The sequence below is a fragment of the Nocardioides sp. genome, from assembly GCF_964228225.1.
Classification (GTDB): Bacteria; Actinomycetota; Actinomycetes; order Propionibacteriales; family Nocardioidaceae; genus Nocardioides.
Genome location: NZ_CAXQZB010000053.1, coordinates 33131 through 49089 on the forward strand (window position 1 = coordinate 33131; position 15959 = coordinate 49089).

The 15959-nt window shown below is 74.1% G+C and carries 12 protein-coding genes; 9 read left to right on the top strand and 3 right to left on the bottom strand.

All coding sequences use genetic code 11. The annotated features are described in order from the left end of the window. Positions 1-79: 79 nt before the first annotated feature. Positions 80-1207, top strand: a complete 1128-nt coding sequence (gene serC, locus ACERUJ_RS13790) for a phosphoserine transaminase (RefSeq protein WP_370249215.1) — start codon at positions 80-82, stop codon at positions 1205-1207. 19 nt (positions 1208-1226) lie between these two features. Here the strand turns inward: serC and ACERUJ_RS13795 are convergent, their stop codons facing one another. The 3 genes from ACERUJ_RS13795 to ACERUJ_RS13805 form a co-directional block, all read right to left on the bottom strand. After that, positions 1227-2237, bottom strand: a complete 1011-nt coding sequence (locus ACERUJ_RS13795; protein ID WP_372715310.1) for a hypothetical protein — start codon at positions 2235-2237, stop codon at positions 1227-1229. A 5-nt stretch (positions 2238-2242) separates the two neighbouring features. Then, positions 2243-3571 (bottom strand): SAM-dependent methyltransferase, encoded by a 1329-nt coding sequence (locus tag ACERUJ_RS13800; RefSeq protein WP_370249217.1) that lies wholly within the window; start codon positions 3569-3571, stop codon positions 2243-2245. 136 nt (positions 3572-3707) lie between these two features. After that, positions 3708-4970, bottom strand: a complete 1263-nt coding sequence (locus ACERUJ_RS13805) for a hydroxyacid-oxoacid transhydrogenase (RefSeq protein WP_370249218.1) — start codon at positions 4968-4970, stop codon at positions 3708-3710. Positions 4971-5215: 245 nt separating this feature from the next. On the opposite strand from ACERUJ_RS13805, the gene ACERUJ_RS13810 reads away from it, so the two are divergent. Genes ACERUJ_RS13810 through ACERUJ_RS13845 form a run of 8 tightly spaced genes read left to right on the top strand, consistent with a single transcriptional unit; the run spans position 5216 to position 15766 of the window. Further along, complete coding sequence (locus ACERUJ_RS13810) at positions 5216-5473, top strand: hypothetical protein (RefSeq protein WP_370249220.1); 258 nt, start codon at positions 5216-5218, stop codon at positions 5471-5473. Continuing rightward, on the top strand, positions 5470-7608 hold the full coding sequence (locus ACERUJ_RS13815) for a glycosyltransferase (RefSeq protein ID WP_370249221.1): 2139 nt from the start codon (positions 5470-5472) through the stop codon (positions 7606-7608). Before ACERUJ_RS13810 ends, ACERUJ_RS13815 begins: the two co-directional genes overlap by 4 nt. A 2-nt stretch (positions 7609-7610) precedes the next feature. Next, entirely contained in the window at positions 7611-9455 is a 1845-nt protein-coding gene (locus ACERUJ_RS13820) for a hypothetical protein (RefSeq protein ID WP_370249222.1), read from the top strand. Then, the gene (locus ACERUJ_RS13825; protein WP_370249224.1) at positions 9452-10855 is read left to right on the top strand and encodes a hypothetical protein; all 1404 of its coding nucleotides are present in this window, start codon (positions 9452-9454) and stop codon (positions 10853-10855) included. Before ACERUJ_RS13820 ends, ACERUJ_RS13825 begins: the two co-directional genes overlap by 4 nt. Before the next feature lie 2 nt (positions 10856-10857). Next, positions 10858-12051, top strand: coding sequence for a hypothetical protein (locus tag ACERUJ_RS13830; RefSeq protein ID WP_370249225.1), 1194 nt, complete (start codon positions 10858-10860; stop codon positions 12049-12051). After that, positions 12048-13547: a substrate-binding domain-containing protein gene (locus ACERUJ_RS13835; RefSeq protein WP_370249227.1), complete on the top strand. Its 1500-nt coding sequence runs from the start codon at positions 12048-12050 to the stop codon at positions 13545-13547. The genes ACERUJ_RS13830 and ACERUJ_RS13835 overlap by 4 nt, the downstream gene beginning before the upstream one ends. After that, entirely contained in the window at positions 13544-14671 is a 1128-nt protein-coding gene (locus ACERUJ_RS13840) for a hypothetical protein (RefSeq protein ID WP_370249228.1), read from the top strand. The genes ACERUJ_RS13835 and ACERUJ_RS13840 overlap by 4 nt, the downstream gene beginning before the upstream one ends. A 12-nt stretch (positions 14672-14683) precedes the next feature. Beyond that, the gene (locus ACERUJ_RS13845; protein ID WP_370249230.1) at positions 14684-15766 is read left to right on the top strand and encodes a hypothetical protein; all 1083 of its coding nucleotides are present in this window, start codon (positions 14684-14686) and stop codon (positions 15764-15766) included. Positions 15767-15959 lie beyond the last annotated feature (193 nt).

Genomic DNA, 15959 nt, shown 5'->3' on the forward strand with positions numbered 1-15959 from the left:
CTCCTGATGAAATCCGCTGGCCCCCCACTGAGAGAATGGCCCAGCCGACCCTACGACACCCGCGAGAGGTGCTCCCCGCGTGAACCGGATCCAGATCCCCGCCGACCTGCTGCCGCGCGACGGGCGGTTCGGCGCCGGGCCCTCCAAGCTCGCCCCGGGCGCCCTCGACGCGCTCGCCGCCACCGGCACCGCGCTCATGGGCACCTCCCACCGCCAGGCGCCGGTGCGCGAGCTGGTGGCGCGGGTGCGCGCGGGTCTGCGCGAGTTCTTCGACCTGCCCGAGGGCTACGAGGTCGTGCTCGGCAACGGCGGCGCGACGGCGTTCTGGGACGTCGCCACCTACGGCCTGATCGAGCACCGCAGCCAGCACCTGGTCTACGGCGAGTTCACCTCCAAGTTCGCCACCGCCGCCACCGCCGCCCCCTGGCTGGCCGACCCCGAGGTGCTCCGCACCGCGCCGGGCGGGCTGGCGCTCCCGGTCGGACGCCCCGGCCTGGACACCTACGCCTGGGCGCACAACGAGACCTCCACCGGCGTCATGGCCCCGGTGCGCCGCCCGGACGGTGCCGACGACGACGCCCTGGTGCTGATCGACGCCACTTCCGCGGCCGCCGGCCTGCCCGTGGACGTCGCCGAGTGCGACGTGTACTACTTCGCCCCGCAGAAGGGCTTCGCCTCCGACGGCGGCCTCTGGTTCGCCCTGATGTCGCCGGCCGCGATCGAGCGGGCGCGGCGGATCGGGGCGAGCGGGCGGCACGTCCCGGCGTTCTTCGACCTCGTCACCGCGATCGACAACTCGCTCAAGGACCAGACCTACAACACCCCGGCGCTGGCGACCTTCTTCCTGATGGAGCAGCAGCTGGCCTGGATGAACGCCCACGGCCGCCTCCCGGGCATGGTGGCGCGCACGACCGCCTCCGCCACCGCGCTCTACGACTGGGCCGAGGCCGCGCCGCTGGCCACGCCCTACGTCACCGACCCCGCCCACCGCTCCCTGGTGATCGGCACCATCAACCTCGACCCCGGCATCGACGCCGACGTGGTGGCCGCGACCCTGCGCGCCCACGGCGTCGTGGACACCGAGCCCTACCGCAAGCTGGGGCAGAACCAGCTGCGGATCGGCATGTACCCGGCGGTGGACCCCGAGGACGTGCTGGCGCTGACCCGCTGCCTCGACCACGTGATCGGCGAGCTGGCCCAGGGCTGAACCCAGGGCTGAACCGGTCTCACCGCCCGCGCCGACGCCGCACGAGGGCGATCGTCGCGGCCCCGGCCACCAGCAGCGCGGCGCCACCGGCGACCAGGCCCGTCCCGCGGCCGGCGTCGGAGCCGCGCCCGGGGCCGGCCGGCGCCGCGTCGCCGGGGGCGGCCGACGGGTCGGGGGCGGCGGGCGGCTGCATCGCCGTCCGGAGGCGGGCGGGCAGCACGACCTCGAGCACCGGCGCCCGCACGCCCTCGCTGGAGAGCAGCAGCGTGCCCCCGGGGGTGGTGGCCACCGCCTCGCCCTGGTCCTGGGCGGGCAGGCGCAGTCCGCCCACCCCCTCGAGGTCGGGCCAGGAGTACACCACCGCCCGGCCGTAGCCGCGCACCACCAGGAACCGGCCGTCGTCGGTGAACGCGGCGTCGGTGGCGATCGGCAGGGCGGTGCCGATCTCGCGCACGCGGTTGGGGCGATCGGCCCGCAGCCGCGCCGGGGCGAGCAGCACCCGGCCGCCGAAGAAGCCCTTGGTCACCAGCACGAGGCGTCCGGTGGCGGGGTCGGTGGCCAGGCTCTCGACGTCGGCCGGTCCGCCGGGCAGCGTCAGCGGGTACCGCGTCGGGCTCGCCGTGCGGTCGCCGCGCCCCACCGGCACCCGCCACACCGCGACGTCGTCGCGCACCGCGAGGTTGTCGCCGACGTCGCCCACCCACACCTCGCGCGGGTGGTCGGGGCCGCCGGGGGCGAGCGCCTCGACGTCGCGCGGCTCGAGGTCGTAGGTGGTGGTGCCCACGGTGTCGCCCGTGCGGGGATCCACCACGAAGACCCGACCGGAGTCGCCGGAGTCGTTGGTGGTGACGAGCAGCCCGTCCGGGCCGGGGAGGCGCACCAGGCCGCTGGACTCGGTGATGTCGGGATCGGTGAAGGTCGTGACCTCCCGCGCGGCGGGGCGCGCCACGCCCTGCACGGCCCCGACGCCGCCGACGGCGAACGGCGTCACCAGGGCCAGGACGCCCAGGACCGTACCCGCCCGCGCCATCGGGCTCACGGGCCGGTCGGGCCGGTCGGACCGGCGGGGGCCCCGGGCAGGTGGTGGCCCGCCGCCGCGAGCAGGTCGCCGAGGCGGGGGCGCACGCCCCAGGCCGTCACCAGTGCGGCGTACTCGGCGGCCGCGGCGGCACCGGCCTCACCGGTCCCGCCGGCGCGCCGGGTGGCGCGCAACATCGTGTTGCGCGGGGTGTGGGCGCTGGCGACGAACTCCACGACGTCCACGCGGTAGCCCACCTGCGCCAGCGCTCCGGCGCGCAGGGCGTCGGTGAGGGTGTCGGCCACGCGCTCGCGCAGGATGCCGTGGCGGGTGAGCAGGCCGTGCCCGGGCGGCGGGGTGGCGGTGCGCAGCTGGGCGGCGACGTCGTGGTGGCAGCAGGGGGCGGCCAGCACCACCGGCGCCTCCCAGGCCACGGCGCGGGCCAGGGCGTCGTCGGTGGCGGTGTCGCAGGCGTGCAGGGCCAGCACGATCTCCGGAGCGGGGCTGACCTCGGCGTCGGCGATGCCGCCGCGCACGAACCCCACCGAGGCGCCGAGGTCCTCCCCCAGCGCGCCGGCCAGCCGGGCGGCGACCTCGGCGTGGTGCTCGCCGGCCTGGTCCTTGACGTCGACGCCGACGGTGCTCACGGCCAGCCCGCGGCGCACGAGCAGCCGGTGGGCGGCGAAGGTGAGGTAGGCGTTGCCGCAGCCGAGGTCGACCATCCGCCACGGCGCCGCGGCGGATGGGCGCCGCAGCCGACCCTGCTCGACCGCCTCGCTCACCGTGGCGTCGAGGAGCCGGCAGAACTCCTCCACCTGGCGCACCTTGGCCTGCCGCGACGGCTTGATGCGCCCCTGGGCGTCGGCCAGGCCCAGGGCCCGCCACAGCGGGTCGTCGAGCGGGACCAGCCGCTGCTTGGCCTGGTCGTGCCCGCGGTCGGGCGCCGGCTCCGGACCCGTCGGCCGGGCCTTCCGGTGCACCAGCAGCTCGCCGCGCTTGGTCACCCGCGCCTGCACGGTGGCCCGGGTCGTCTCGACGTGCCAGTGCCCGAAGGGCAGGGCCAGCAGCTCGGCCACCCGGGCGGCCGCGGGCGGACCGGCGGCGTGGTTGGCGGTGTGCGCCTGGGTCGCGTCGTAGGCGACGACCTGCAGGTGAGGACCGGACTTGAGGTCCACCGGCCGCAGCTCCACGCGCCGCCAGGGCGGCGCGCCGTCGCGGCGTCGTCCCGAGGCCACCGCCCGCACGAGCGCGTCGACGTCGCCGAGCAGCGCCGCCAGCTCGGCCCACGCGGCCCCGTCGGGCACACCGGGGGCGGCGGAGGCACCCGCGACGGCGCCGTCGCTCATCGCAGGGCGGAGAGGACGACGATGACCAGCAGCGCGACGAGCGCGACCGGGATGACCAGTCGACGGTGACGCGGGTTCATCCCCTCAGCGTAGTGAGGCGCCCTCGGGCGGGAGCACCCCGGTCAGGCCGTCGGGCTCACCAGTGCTCGAGGGAGTCGCGGAACACCGCGGCGAGGTCCTCCTCGGTCACGGTCTTGGGGGCCGTGGCGAGCAGCCGCTGCTGCTGCACCGCACCCGAGACGAGGTCGTCGACGTCGCTCTCGCCGTAGCCGACCTCGCCCAGGCCGTTGGGGATGCCGATGTCGCGCATGAGGGCGGTGAGCACGCGCGGCAGCACGTCGGGGCCGTCGCCGGTGGCGTTCGGATCGAGCAGGCGGGCGGCGGTGAGGTGGCGCTCCGGGGCGGCGTCGAAGGTGAACCGGAACGCCTCCGGCGCGGTGAGCGAGACCGCCATGCCGTGGGGCACGATCGCCTCGTCCTGGGGGTAGCCGTCGGGACGGTAGTCGCGCACCCGCCCCGCGATCGGGTAGGCGTTGGCGTGGGGGATGTGCACCCCGGCGTTGCCGAACCCGAGGCCGGCGAAGGTCGCCGCGAGCGCCATCTGCTCGCGCGCCTCGACGTCGTCACCGTGCTGCACGGCGCGGCGGAAGGCGGTGGACAGCAGCGACAGCGAGCGCTCGGACCACAGGTCGGCGATCGGGTTGGACCCGCAGTAGGGCACCCGCTGCTCGGGCTGCTTGGCGTCGAAGTCGCCGTACCAGCGGGCGGTGTAGCTCTCCAGGGCGTGGCACAGGATGTCCATGCCGGCCGCCGCGGTGACCGACGCCGGCTGGGTGAGGGTCAGGGTGGGGTCGACGACCGCCAGGGTCGGGCGCAGGGCGGGGTGGCTGATGCCCGTCTTCACCTTCAGCGCGAGCACGTCGAGCACGCAGATGGTGGTGCTCTCGCTGCCGGTGCCGGTGGTGGTGGGCACCGCGACCAGGGGCAGCAGCGGGTGGACCGGCGCCTGGGCGCGGCCCACCGGTGCGTTGAGGTAGTCCATGAGCTCGCCGGGGTTGGTGGTGAGCAGGTTGACCGCCTTGGCGGTGTCGATCGCCGAGCCGCCGCCGACGGCGACGACGGCGTCCAGCGCCCCGAGGTCGCGGGCGAAGGAGATCGCCTCCTCCATCGAGGCGTCGGTGGGCTCGACCCGGGCGCGGTCGAAGACGACGACCTCGACGCCGCGCGCGCGGATGCTCTCGGCGATCCGCTCGGGGATGCCGGTGGCGGCCACGCCGGCGTCGGTGATCAGCAGGACGCGCCGCGCGCCGCGCGCCGCGAGGTCGTGGCCGATCTCGGTGGAGGCACCGGGGCCGAACTTCAGGGCGGGGGCGGCATAGGTGAACACGGTCTCGCGCACGGCTCCCAACCTAGGGCATCGGTCACGCCCCCGGACGGCCCGGACGTGACCCGACCCACAGCGGCCCACCGCATCAGGGCCGGATCGGGCCCCCTTGCGTGTTCCTTGAGCGACATTTCGGTGAAGGTGGGCTCCCGCGGCACGGATACGGGGCAGGTGACTGCGTGATGCTGGAGCCCTCGGGATTTCGGAACCACGCTGCGCAGGCCCCTGCGCAGCCCCAGCGCTGCACCAAGGAGCGACCCATGACGGTCCACGTGACCTCCCCCCGACGAGCCGGCAAGTCGTCGGGCGCAGCCATCGGCGGCGCCCTGCTCACGCTCGGGATGTTCGTGGTGCTGTTCCTGTCCTTCCTCATCGCCCCGCTGCTGCTGCTCGCCGCCGCCTACCTCGCCTACCTCGCGATGCGCCCGCGGGCGAACCGCGGCGGCGCGCCGGCCGCCGCGCCCGGCACCCCCGCCGCCTCCGGCAGCGCCCACGGCTTCGGGTCGGGTGCACGATGACCACCACGCTCACCACCACGCTGCCGCGCCTCACCGACGCCGTCGCGCCGGGCCACCCCGACGCCGACCTGCGCCTGGCCATCCCCGAGGGCATCTGCCGCACCTTCCGCGTCATCGCCTACGGCCGCCACGAGGGCGCCGTGCTGGTGGCCGCGGTGGAGGACAAGGACCAGATCACCGAGCACGTCGTCGCCGAGCGCCTGGGCGCCCCGGTGCTGCTGGTGCGCCACACCGCCAGCGAGATCGTGGCCGCGATCGACGCCGCCTACCCCAGCGCCGACACCGAGATCGAGACCGCCGAGGCCCGCCGCGCCCGCACCCAGATGACCCAGCTGCTCACCCGCAGCGGGCTGGTCGACGGCGAGCAGCTGCAGCGCGCCATGCTCGAGTACGCCCGCACCGGCGACCCCATCGGCGACATCCTGGTCTCCCACGGCTCCATCACCGAGGACGTGCTGGTGGCCGCGCTGTCGGAGATCCACCAGCTCCAGCGCGTGGGCCTCACCGACTTCGAGCCCGAGCTGACCGTCGCCCGCCGGCTCCCCGAGCCGCTGGCCCGCACCCGGCAGATCCTGCCGGTGGCCGAGACCGACGGCCGCGTGCTGCTCGCCGTGGCCCGGCCCCTGGACGCCGAGGACACCGCCGCGGTCGAGGCCGCGCTCGGGGCGCCCTTCACCCCGCTGCTGGCCAACCGCACCGACCTGGACCAGCTGATCCAGAAGGTCCACAGCCACCACTACGCCGAGGTCTCCACCCAGTTCCTCATGGAGAACCTGCCCGACGCCTCGGCGCACGTCGTCGTCTCGGCGGCCCAGCGGGTCTTCTTCATCATGCTGGCGGTCATCACCGTGGGCTGCGCGGTGATCTGGCCCCGGCCCACCGCCATCGCGCTCGTGACGGTGTGCAGCGTGTTCTACCTCGCGGTCTCGGTGTACAAGTTCCGGCTCACGCTGCGGGCGCTCGGCACCCACCTGGAGACCGACGTCACCGACGAGGAGATCGCCGCGCTCGACGAGCGGTTCCTGCCGATCTACACGATCCTCGTGCCGCTGTACAAGGAGGCCGGCATCGTGCCGCGCCTGGTGCGCGACATCAACGCCCTGGACTATCCCCGCACCCGGCTCGACGTGAAGCTGCTGTGCGAGGAGGACGACCTCGAGACGATCGAGAAGATCCGCTCCCTCGAGCTGCCCCCGCACTTCCACCTCGTGGTCGTGCCCGACAGCCAGCCCAAGACCAAGCCCAAGGCCTGCAACTACGGCCTGCAGCTCTCGACCGGTCAGTTCTGCGTCATCTTCGACGCCGAGGACCGGCCCGACCCCGACCAGCTGAAGAAGGCCCTGATCGCCTTCCACCACGTGCCCGAGAACGTCGTGTGCATGCAGGGCAAGCTCAACCACTTCAACCAGGACCAGAACCTGCTCACCGCCTGGTTCGCCAACGAGTACTCGATGCACTTCGAGCTCGTCCTGCCGGCCATGGGCGCCTCGTCGTCCCCGATCCCGCTGGGCGGCACCTCCAACCACTTCAAGACCGACGTGCTGCGCGAGCTCGGTGCCTGGGACCCCTTCAACGTCACCGAGGACGCCGACCTCGGCATCCGGCTGCACCGCGAGGGCTACCGCACCGCGATGATCGACTCCACCACGCTGGAGGAGGCCAACTCCAACGTCGGCAACTGGATCCGGCAGCGCTCGCGCTGGAACAAGGGGTACTACCAGACCTGGCTGGTGCACATGCGCCACCCGGTGCGGCTCTACCGCCAGACCGGGTTCAAGGGCTTCTTCGCCTTCAACCTCACGATGGGCTCGGCCGCGATCCTGCTGCTCAACCCGATCTTCTGGGCCCTCACCACGCTCTACGTGCTCACCCAGTGGTCGTTCATCGAGTCGATGTTCCCGAGCATCGTCTTCTACGCCTCGAGCCTGCTGCTGTTCGTGGGCAACTTCGTCTTCATCTACCTCAACATCGCCGGCAGCCTGCAGCGCGGCGAGTTCGGCCTCACCCGCACCGCGATGCTCTCGCCCCTGTACTGGGGCCTGATGAGCTGGGCGGCCTGGAAGGGCTTCATCCAGCTGTTCACCAACCCCTTCTACTGGGAGAAGACCGAGCACGGTCTCGACGAGGACCACTGACGATGACCGACACCACCACCGGCCCGACCGCCGGCCCCACCACCGGGACCGCCGCCGCGCCGGCGCCCGAGACCGCCGCCGCCGCTGCCGAACGCCGCATCGTCACCAACCGCGAGCGGTTGGCCGGCGTGGTGCAGGCGGTCGGACGCCGTCCGGTCGACATCGAGCGCCGCCGCTGGGAGAGCGCGGCCGTGTTCGGGGCCTTCACCGTCTTCTACGCCGTGATCGGCTACGTGCTCGTGGTGCGCCTGCACGTCGTGGGCTTCGAGACCCTCGACCGGCTCAACCGGGCCCTGATGATCTGGCACAACGACCCCGCCAAGCTCTCGGCCGTGGGCTTCGACTACCCGCCGCTGACGGTCGTGCTGCTCGCCCCGTTCGCCGTCGTCAAGGCCGGTGTCACCTCGCTGATCGTGGTCCCGCTGGTCTCGGCGCTGTGCGCCGGACTGACGATGATGTTCCTCAACACGATGCTGCGCCGCGCCCAGGTCGCCACCCCGGTGCGCTTCCTCGTGCTCGCCGGGATCGGCCTGAACCCGCTCGTGGTCATGTACGCCGCCATCGGGGCGCGCAACTTCGTGTGGCTCGTGCTGGTCGTGGCCGCCCTCGGGGCGCTGTTCGCCTGGTACGTCACCGCCGACATCCGGTTCGTGATGATCGCCGGGCTCTCCTTCGCCACGGCCTCGCTCACCGGCTACGGCAGCCTGCTGTACTTCCTGATCAGCACCGTGATGATCGCTGCGATCCTCACCCGTCTCGGCGCCGACGGCACCGAGACCGAGGGCACCTCGGTGGGCTTCGCCTCCCCCACCGTCTACGCCGTGAGCCTGTGGACCGTGCTCAACCTCGTGCTGGTGGGCGACCCGTTCAACTGGATCACCAGCAGCAGCGACGCGCCGGGGTCGGGCACCCTGGACGGCTGGTCGCTGCTCGACATCGCGCGTGCCACCGGCGAGCTGCTGCTCTACGGCGCCCCGATCGCCATCCTCGTGCTCCCGGCGCTGCTCGTGGTCGGCGTCACCCGCCGCAACCCGTTCGCGCTGTGGCTGGGCCTGATGCTGACGGTGAGCGTGCTCGCCCCCGGCGCCGCGGTCCTGCTCGGGGTCACCGACAGCCCGATGGCGATGGCCAACTCCCTCACCATCCTGCTGCTGGCCACCATCGGCGGCCTGTGGCTGGCGCGCTCGGCCGACACCGGTGCCACCGGCGTGGCCGCCGCGCTCGGCATCGCGCTGGTGATCTCGATCCCGTGGACCTACCAGGCCATGGCCACGGTGCCGAACCAGGGCCTGGAGCGGGTCTTCCACGACGCCGTGCGCACCTGGGAGCCCCAGGACGACAACCTCACCCGCTCCGGCGCGGCCGTCGGCATCGACGCCGAGCAGCAGATGGCCGACTACATCACCGAGAACATCACCGCCCGCAACACGATCCTCACCGACAACGCCGCCACCTACGCCGTCATGCTGCTCACCGGTTCGCCCGACCTCTTCGTGGACCGGATCGACGCCTCCGACGGTCCCTGGCGCCAGGTGGCCGACGCCCCCGGCGGGCGGGTGTCCTACCTGCTGCTCTCGATCGACCCGGCCGACGACCTGCTCGCCACGATGTACGCCGACGCCGCGGCGGGCACCGACTCGGTGCTCACCACCGTGTACGCCAACGAGCGCTACCGCCTGGTGACCGTGCCGGCCGACTACACCTACACCCCCGACGCCGCGATCGCCGACAACGCCACCGACGACCCGTCCCTGGAGCAGCCCAGCGTCCCGACCCCGCAGGAGCCCACCGACTGCGGCGGTGTCGACGGCCTCTGCGGCCAGGGCCCGGCGGGGACCACGCCGTGACCCTGCCCCCCACCCCCGGGGAGGAGCCGAGGACCGACGCGGTCGCGGCTCCCCCCGAGCCGCGCGCCGCGGTGCCGACGGCCCCGAGCCTGTCGGACCTCGTGGCCGCCCGGCAGCGGGCCGAGCAGGAGGCCGCACCCGCGGAGGACCCGGCGGCCGCGGACGAGGCCGCCGACTCGGCGGTCACCGTGCTCAGCGACGCCGCCTCGGCCGCCGTCGCCGCGCCCGGCCTGGTCGTGCTGCCCCCTGCGCTCGTGCCGGAGGAGCACCTGCCGCCCGCGCCGCCCGCCGCCCCGAGCCCCACCGACGACACCGCTGAGGACACCGCCGAGGACACCGCCGAGGACGCCGCCGAGGAGCGGAGCGACGGCGAGGCCCCCGACGGTCCCGCGACGCCCGCCGTCGTCGAGCCGACACCGCTACCCCCCACCCGGGTGATCGCCGACATCGCCGACGCCGACACCCTGCGCGACCTCGCCCTCGGTGAGGCCGGGACCGCGACGACGACCCCCGGGGCCCCAGAGGACGACGACGTCCCCGCCGACGGCCCGACCGAGGTCGCGGCGGCGGACGGGGACGGACCCGCGACGTCGACCCCGGTGCCGGCGATCCTCGAGGTGGCCTCGGTGGCCGACCTCGCCCCCGACCCGGCCAACCCGCCGACCGACCAGCCGACCGACCAGCCGACCGACCCGTCGACCGTCGCCGCGACGCCCGCCGCCCCGGTCGACGAGGACGCCGACCCGGCGCCGGTCGACGACGAGGGCCCGGGCTGGGACCCCGCCGAACTCGGCTCCGTCGCGCCCGGCACCACCGACTCGCCCACCGGGTCGCCCACCGAGCCGGCCGCGCCGTCGGGCCCGGTCATCCACGACGTCGCCGACCTGCGCTCCCTGGCCCGCCCGGAGCCGGTCGAGGCGACGAGCACGCCCTCCCCGGCGTCGATCCCGGGTGGGACCGCTGGCGATCCCGGGACGCCAGCGGTCCGCCTCCCCGACACCGCTCCTGCCACCACCGCCGCCGCCCCGGCGGTGCCACCGCTCGACCCGCCCGGTGAGGTGGCGGCGCTGGCGCGCAGCGTCATGGCCCGCATCGCCGCCGCCGAGGAGGCCCACAGCCGCCACCTCGACGCCGTGGCCGCCGAGGCGGCCCGCCGCGCGGAGATGATCACCGCCCAGGCCGAGCTCGACGCCGAGCTGATCCGACTGCAGTCCCGCCGCGAGGCGCACGCCATCCTCACCGCGGCCCGTACCCGCGCCCACCCCGAGGCCGCGACCCCCGGCACCGGCCCCGGCAGCACCGCCGCGGCCGACGCGGGCGCGGCCGACCTCGAGCACACCCTGTCCCGCTTCGCCGATCACCTCGAGCACGTGATCACCCCGACCCGACGGAAGGCATGAGCATGCCGACGCCCACCCACCGACGCCGGCTGGCCCTGGCCAGCGCCGGCCTGATGCTCGGCGCCCTCGCGCTGGCCGGCTGCGGCCAGGACGAGCCCGCCGCCGCCCCCGCGGCCACCGCCCCCCCGAGCGAGGCCACCACGACGCCCGCCACCGAGGGCGACACCGGGACCACCGGGGTGGCCGTGGCCGCCCGCGAGGACGTCTTCAGCGTGCTCTCGCCGTGGAACCAACCGGTCACCGACGCCCCGGTGCACATCGGCTCGGACTACATGCTGCGCGCCGCGCAGCTGCGGTCCGGCGTCGACCGCGACGGGCGGGTGGTGCGCACCCTGATCACCGACCAGTTCTACATCAACACCGAGGCCTGGACGGTGCCCGTCGTCTCCGGCGGCGTCCCGACGGCGCTGGTGTGCCGCCAGGCGCAGTGCGGCGACGGCTCGGGCGAGCTCGTGGTCGCCGTGCCGGCCGACGTCGACCCCGACCCGCGCTACGACGGCTGGATGACCGTCTTCGACACCGAGCGCAACGTCGCCTACGACCTGTGGCGTGCCCGTCGCGAGGAGGACGGCTCGATCTCCTACCAGTACCGCCGCGACTGGGACCTCGACGGCCCCGGCTTCAGCCAGCCCTACCTCGTCTCGGCCCGCAGCTCCGGCCTGCCGCTCTTCGCGGGCCTGATCCGGCCCGGCGAGCTCGAGCGGTGCGAGATCAACCACGCCCTGGCGATCGCGGTGCCCGGCCCGGCGGCCGGCAACTTCGTGCAGCCGGCCTCGGCCACCAACGGCAACGGACTGCCCAAGTCGCTGCCGATGGGGGCGCGGATCCGTCTCAAGGCGGCCTACACCCCCGTCGACCCCGTCGACCGCCGCACCGGCAAGGCGCTGCCCTTCACCGCCGAGCAGTCCCGCCTGGCGGGGTGCCTGCTCACCGCGCTGCGCACCTACGGCGCGATCGTGGTGGACCGCGCCGCGGTGCCGACCCTGTTCTTCCAGCGGCTGCCGCAGGACACCCCGAAGCTGCTCCAGGGCTACGAGCTCCAGCAGCTGGACCTCACCGACTTCGAGGCCCTGGACTTCAGCGCCTCCGACCGTTACGAGTACCCCTCCCAGGACGACGACCTCGGCACGAGCGGACTCGACGCCGACCTCGACGTGAACAGCCTGGACGACACGCCCGTGGAGGCCGCGCCATGACCCGCCACCCCCGCCCCGCCGTCCGCCGACGGCGTCCCGGGCCCGCCGTGCTCGGCCTGGTCCTCGGTCTCGGGGTGCTGGCCGCCTGCGGCGAGGAGTCCACCGCCCCGGCCGCCGCGCCGGCCCCCTCGCCCACCGCCGCCCCGTCGGGGCGTGTCGACCCGCTGGTCACCGAGCCGGTCCGGGTGCCCACCCCCGGCCTGGTCGAGATCGACGGCGAGGACGGACCGCTCACGACGCGCGCCGTGCGGGCCTTCACCCCGACCAGCCAGTACCAGGTCAGCAAGGACCTCAGCGGCGACAACCGCGCCTTCGAGCGGCTCTGCCTGGGCGACGTCGACCTGGTCGACTCCTCCCGGCCGATCACCGCCGAGGAGTACGCGCAGTGCGAGGCGCTCGGCCTGCAGGTCTACCAGTACCAGGTGGCCTCGGACGGCATCGTGGTCGCGATCAAGAACGAGACCGACGTGGGGGGCGACTGCCTGACCACGGAGCAGGCCCGCGAGATCTACGCGGCGGGTAGCGAGGTCACCACCTGGTCACAGCTCGGCGACGGCTACGACGACGTCCCGCTCGACGCGGGCGGCCCGCCGGTCGAGGACAGCGTGTTCCAGTACTTCGACCGCTTCGTGCTCGGCTCCCCCGAGCCCAGCAGCACCAACTTCCGCTCCGACTACGTCGTGGGCCGGGTCGAGAACGACACCCGGCTCTTCGTCGTCGGCAGTGAGGGCGACAAGGTGCTGGTGCGCAACATCGAGGCGCTCACCGAGCGCCGCAACGCCCTGCGCCGCAGCCTGCTCGCGCTGCGGCAGGTCGTCGTCGGCAAGCAGGAGCAGCTCGACGCCGCGCTGAAGCGTCGCCAGAAGGGCTTCGACGACGGCCGCAGCGCCGCCGACCAGGCCGAGGACCAGCGGCTGGTGGACCGCGCCTTCGAGGAGCGTCGGGTGTGGATCATCCGTCGCAACGCCGCGGGCGCCCGCTACGTGCCGGTCAACGAGGCCTATCAGAAGGCGGTGGCGGCCCAGGAGCGGCTCGACGGCACCGTCGGCAACGTGGGGCTGTTCCAGTTCAGCTACTCCCAGGTGTACGAGAACCAGCTGCGGCCCTTCGAGATCGAGATCGGCGACGACGGCGACGGCCAGCGCAACTGCATCTATCCCAGCGCGCCCACGATCCTCTCGGGTGAGTACCCGCTCTCGCGCAACCTGCTGGTGACCACCACCTCGCTGGGCCTCGAGCGCCCCGAGGTGCGGGCCTTCCTGACCTTCTACCTCGAGCGCGCCGAGCGGCTGGCCACCGAGGCCAGCCTGATCGCGCTGCCGCGGGCCGACCTGCAGCGCCAGGTCGACTGGATCACCAACGGCCGCACCCCGCCGCTGGCCGTGGTCGACGGCGAGGTCGTGGTGACCGAGGCCGACGCCGACGCCGAGGAGGTGCCGATGGACCAGCTGCCCACGCCCGGCGCCACCGCCACCCCGCAGGCACCCGCTCGATGAGGTCGCGCGTCGGCGGCACCTCGGGGCGGACGGCCGTGCTGCTCCTGGCCTGCGCGCTCGGGGCCGCCGCGCTGAGCGCGCCCGCGGGTCCCGCGGTCGCCGCGGGCCCGGACCGTCCCGCGCCGGCGCCGCGCGCCGTCGCGGCCCAGGCCGCCGCGCTGCGCACCGCGGGTCCGGCACCGGCCCTGCGGGCCCCCGCGGCCGAGTCGGGCTCGGTCGTGCGCCGGGTGAAGCTGGAGTGGAAGGGCGCTCCGGGGCCGAAGGCGACCACCCGTGAGGTGCCGATCCCGGGCATCGGCACGCTGTCCCTGACCTGCCGGGTCAAGGAGACCCGGGTGACCCTGACCCCTACCGACCCCACGGCCGAGACCCAGCTGTGGATGGCCAAGTACGAGGACAAGTCCTACGGCCGGGCGGTCGCGGTGAAGACAGTACGGATCTACCGCTACCAGCACTGGTACGACCGCAGCGGCTCCGGCACCGGGCGCAGCGGGTCGGAGGGCCTCAACCAGCGCCGCGGCAAGCACGGGGTGGAGAACTTCGGCAAGGGCTACGCCCACGGCGTCATCAGCCAGCGTCCGGCGCGCAACGAGCGCGTCGGCGACGCCGCGCTGCCGCCGATCACCACCTTCAACCTCAACTGGTACTGGAACGGCTTCGACTACCCGGCGCGCTACCGCTACTGCAAGTTCGACGCCGTCTTCGTCACCACCCTCGGGCGGCACGTCGGGGTGGAGTGGCACACCGAGTCCGACGCCGTGGGCCGCGACGACGTCGAGTTCGAGCTGCCCGGCACCGGGCGCCTGCAGGTGCGCTGCGAGACCGGTCGGCTCGGGCGTCGCAGCCTGTCCTTCCTGCCCGACGACGAGGACTCCACCGCCTACATCGAGACGATCGAGGGCGAGGGCCGGGTCGAGGACCACGTCGAGATCCGCGACCAGCGCACCGACCCCGACAACCTGCGGCTCGGCCCGATCGTGCTGCCGCGCAACGGCCTGCTGCGGATCTTCGTCAAGCACGACGGCACGCAGACGCCGTACCTGGTGTCGAGCTACATCAAGACCAACGACTCCAACCCGGCGCAGAACCTCTGCGAGGTCGCCCTCGGCCGGTTCCCGGCCTGATCCGTGGCACGCGTGGGGGGACTCGGGACGGCGGTGCGCCGGCGTGTGCCGGCCTGCCTGCTGGTGGTCGGTGCGACCGCCGCCCTGCTGGCCCCGGTCACCGGACCCGTCGCGACCGCGACCGCCGCCGACCGGCCCCCGGCCGCGGCCCGCGCCGCCGACCCCTACGTCCAGGACCTCACCCTGACCTACCGCGGGGCGGCCGACCGGCCGGTCACGCTGCGCACCGCGACGGTCCCCGGCATCGGTCAGCTCGAGACCGTGTGCCGGGCCAACGCCACGCTGGTGCGGCTGGTGACCGACGAGCGGCGCTACGAGACGCAGATGTGGACCCAGCGCTTCGAGGAGCGCGGGGCCACCTCGGTGCAGGTCAAGAACGCCCGCATCTACCGGTGGGCGCACGCCGAGGACGACGGCACCGGGGGCACGGGGTACGCGGCGCACGAGGGGCTCAACCAGTCCTCACCCCCGGAGACGTTCTCGAAGGGCTACCTCAACGGGATCATCAGCCAGCGCTCCGGCCGACGTCCCGACGTCGCCGCCGCCACGCTGAGCAGCCCCAAGCCGGTGACCGTCTTCGAGCTCACCTGGTACTGGGAGAACCTGCGGGAGCCGGCCCGCTACCGCTACTGCCGGATCCGGGCGCGGTTCACCACCGTGCTGGCCGCCGACCAGCGCATCGACCTCACCTGGCACGGCGACGCCCAGGCGCCCGGCCGCGAGGTGCGCACCACCACCGTGCCCGGCGTCGGCACGCTGACCCTCACCTGCGCCGCCGACCCCACGCAGACCCCCACGCTCACCCTGGCACCGCAGACCCCGGGCGGGGCGTCGCTGTACGTCGAGCGCGTCACCGGCGCGGGCGACCCCCGCTACCAGGTCGTGACCTCCGAGCAGGAGCTGCCGGCCGAGGGGTCCACCAGCTTCGACCCCGTCCCCCTGCCCAACAACGGCACGCTGCGCTTCCGGGTGCTCACCGGCGGCCGCGCGACGTGGTTCATGCTCTCCTCCTACTACGTCCTCAACGACCGCTACGGCCCCGGCCGCAACCTCTGCGAGGTCGCCGCCGGGGCCTACCAGGCGCGCTTCAGCTGACCCCGACAACCCTCCGCGGACGAGGCGGCGGAGCAGCTGCGGGCGTCTCGTGACGCTCGCTGACGCTCGCTCCTCGACGACCGTCACAAGACACCCGCCGGAACCCACGCCCGTCGAGAAGGCGCCCCAGCGCCGTCACAAGACACCCGCCGGAACCCACGCCCGTCGAGACGGCGCCCCAGCGCCGTCACCA

Bases quoted from the DNA above. Each gene is read 5' to 3' on its own strand.
- ACERUJ_RS13795 (WP_372715310.1), bottom strand. From the start codon at position 2,237: ATGGCGCGGGCGGGTACGGTCCTGGGCGTCCTGGCCCTGGTGACGCCG.
- ACERUJ_RS13800 (WP_370249217.1), bottom strand. From the start codon at position 3,571: ATGAGCGACGGCGCCGTCGCGGGTGCCTCCGCCGCCCCCGGTGTGCCC.
- ACERUJ_RS13810 (WP_370249220.1), top strand. From the start codon at position 5,216: ATGACGGTCCACGTGACCTCCCCCCGACGAGCCGGCAAGTCGTCGGGC.
- ACERUJ_RS13815 (WP_370249221.1), top strand. From the start codon at position 5,470: ATGACCACCACGCTCACCACCACGCTGCCGCGCCTCACCGACGCCGTC.
- ACERUJ_RS13820 (WP_370249222.1), top strand. From the start codon at position 7,611: ATGACCGACACCACCACCGGCCCGACCGCCGGCCCCACCACCGGGACC.
- ACERUJ_RS13830 (WP_370249225.1), top strand. From the start codon at position 10,858: ATGCCGACGCCCACCCACCGACGCCGGCTGGCCCTGGCCAGCGCCGGC.
- ACERUJ_RS13835 (WP_370249227.1), top strand. From the start codon at position 12,048: ATGACCCGCCACCCCCGCCCCGCCGTCCGCCGACGGCGTCCCGGGCCC.
- ACERUJ_RS13840 (WP_370249228.1), top strand. From the start codon at position 13,544: ATGAGGTCGCGCGTCGGCGGCACCTCGGGGCGGACGGCCGTGCTGCTC.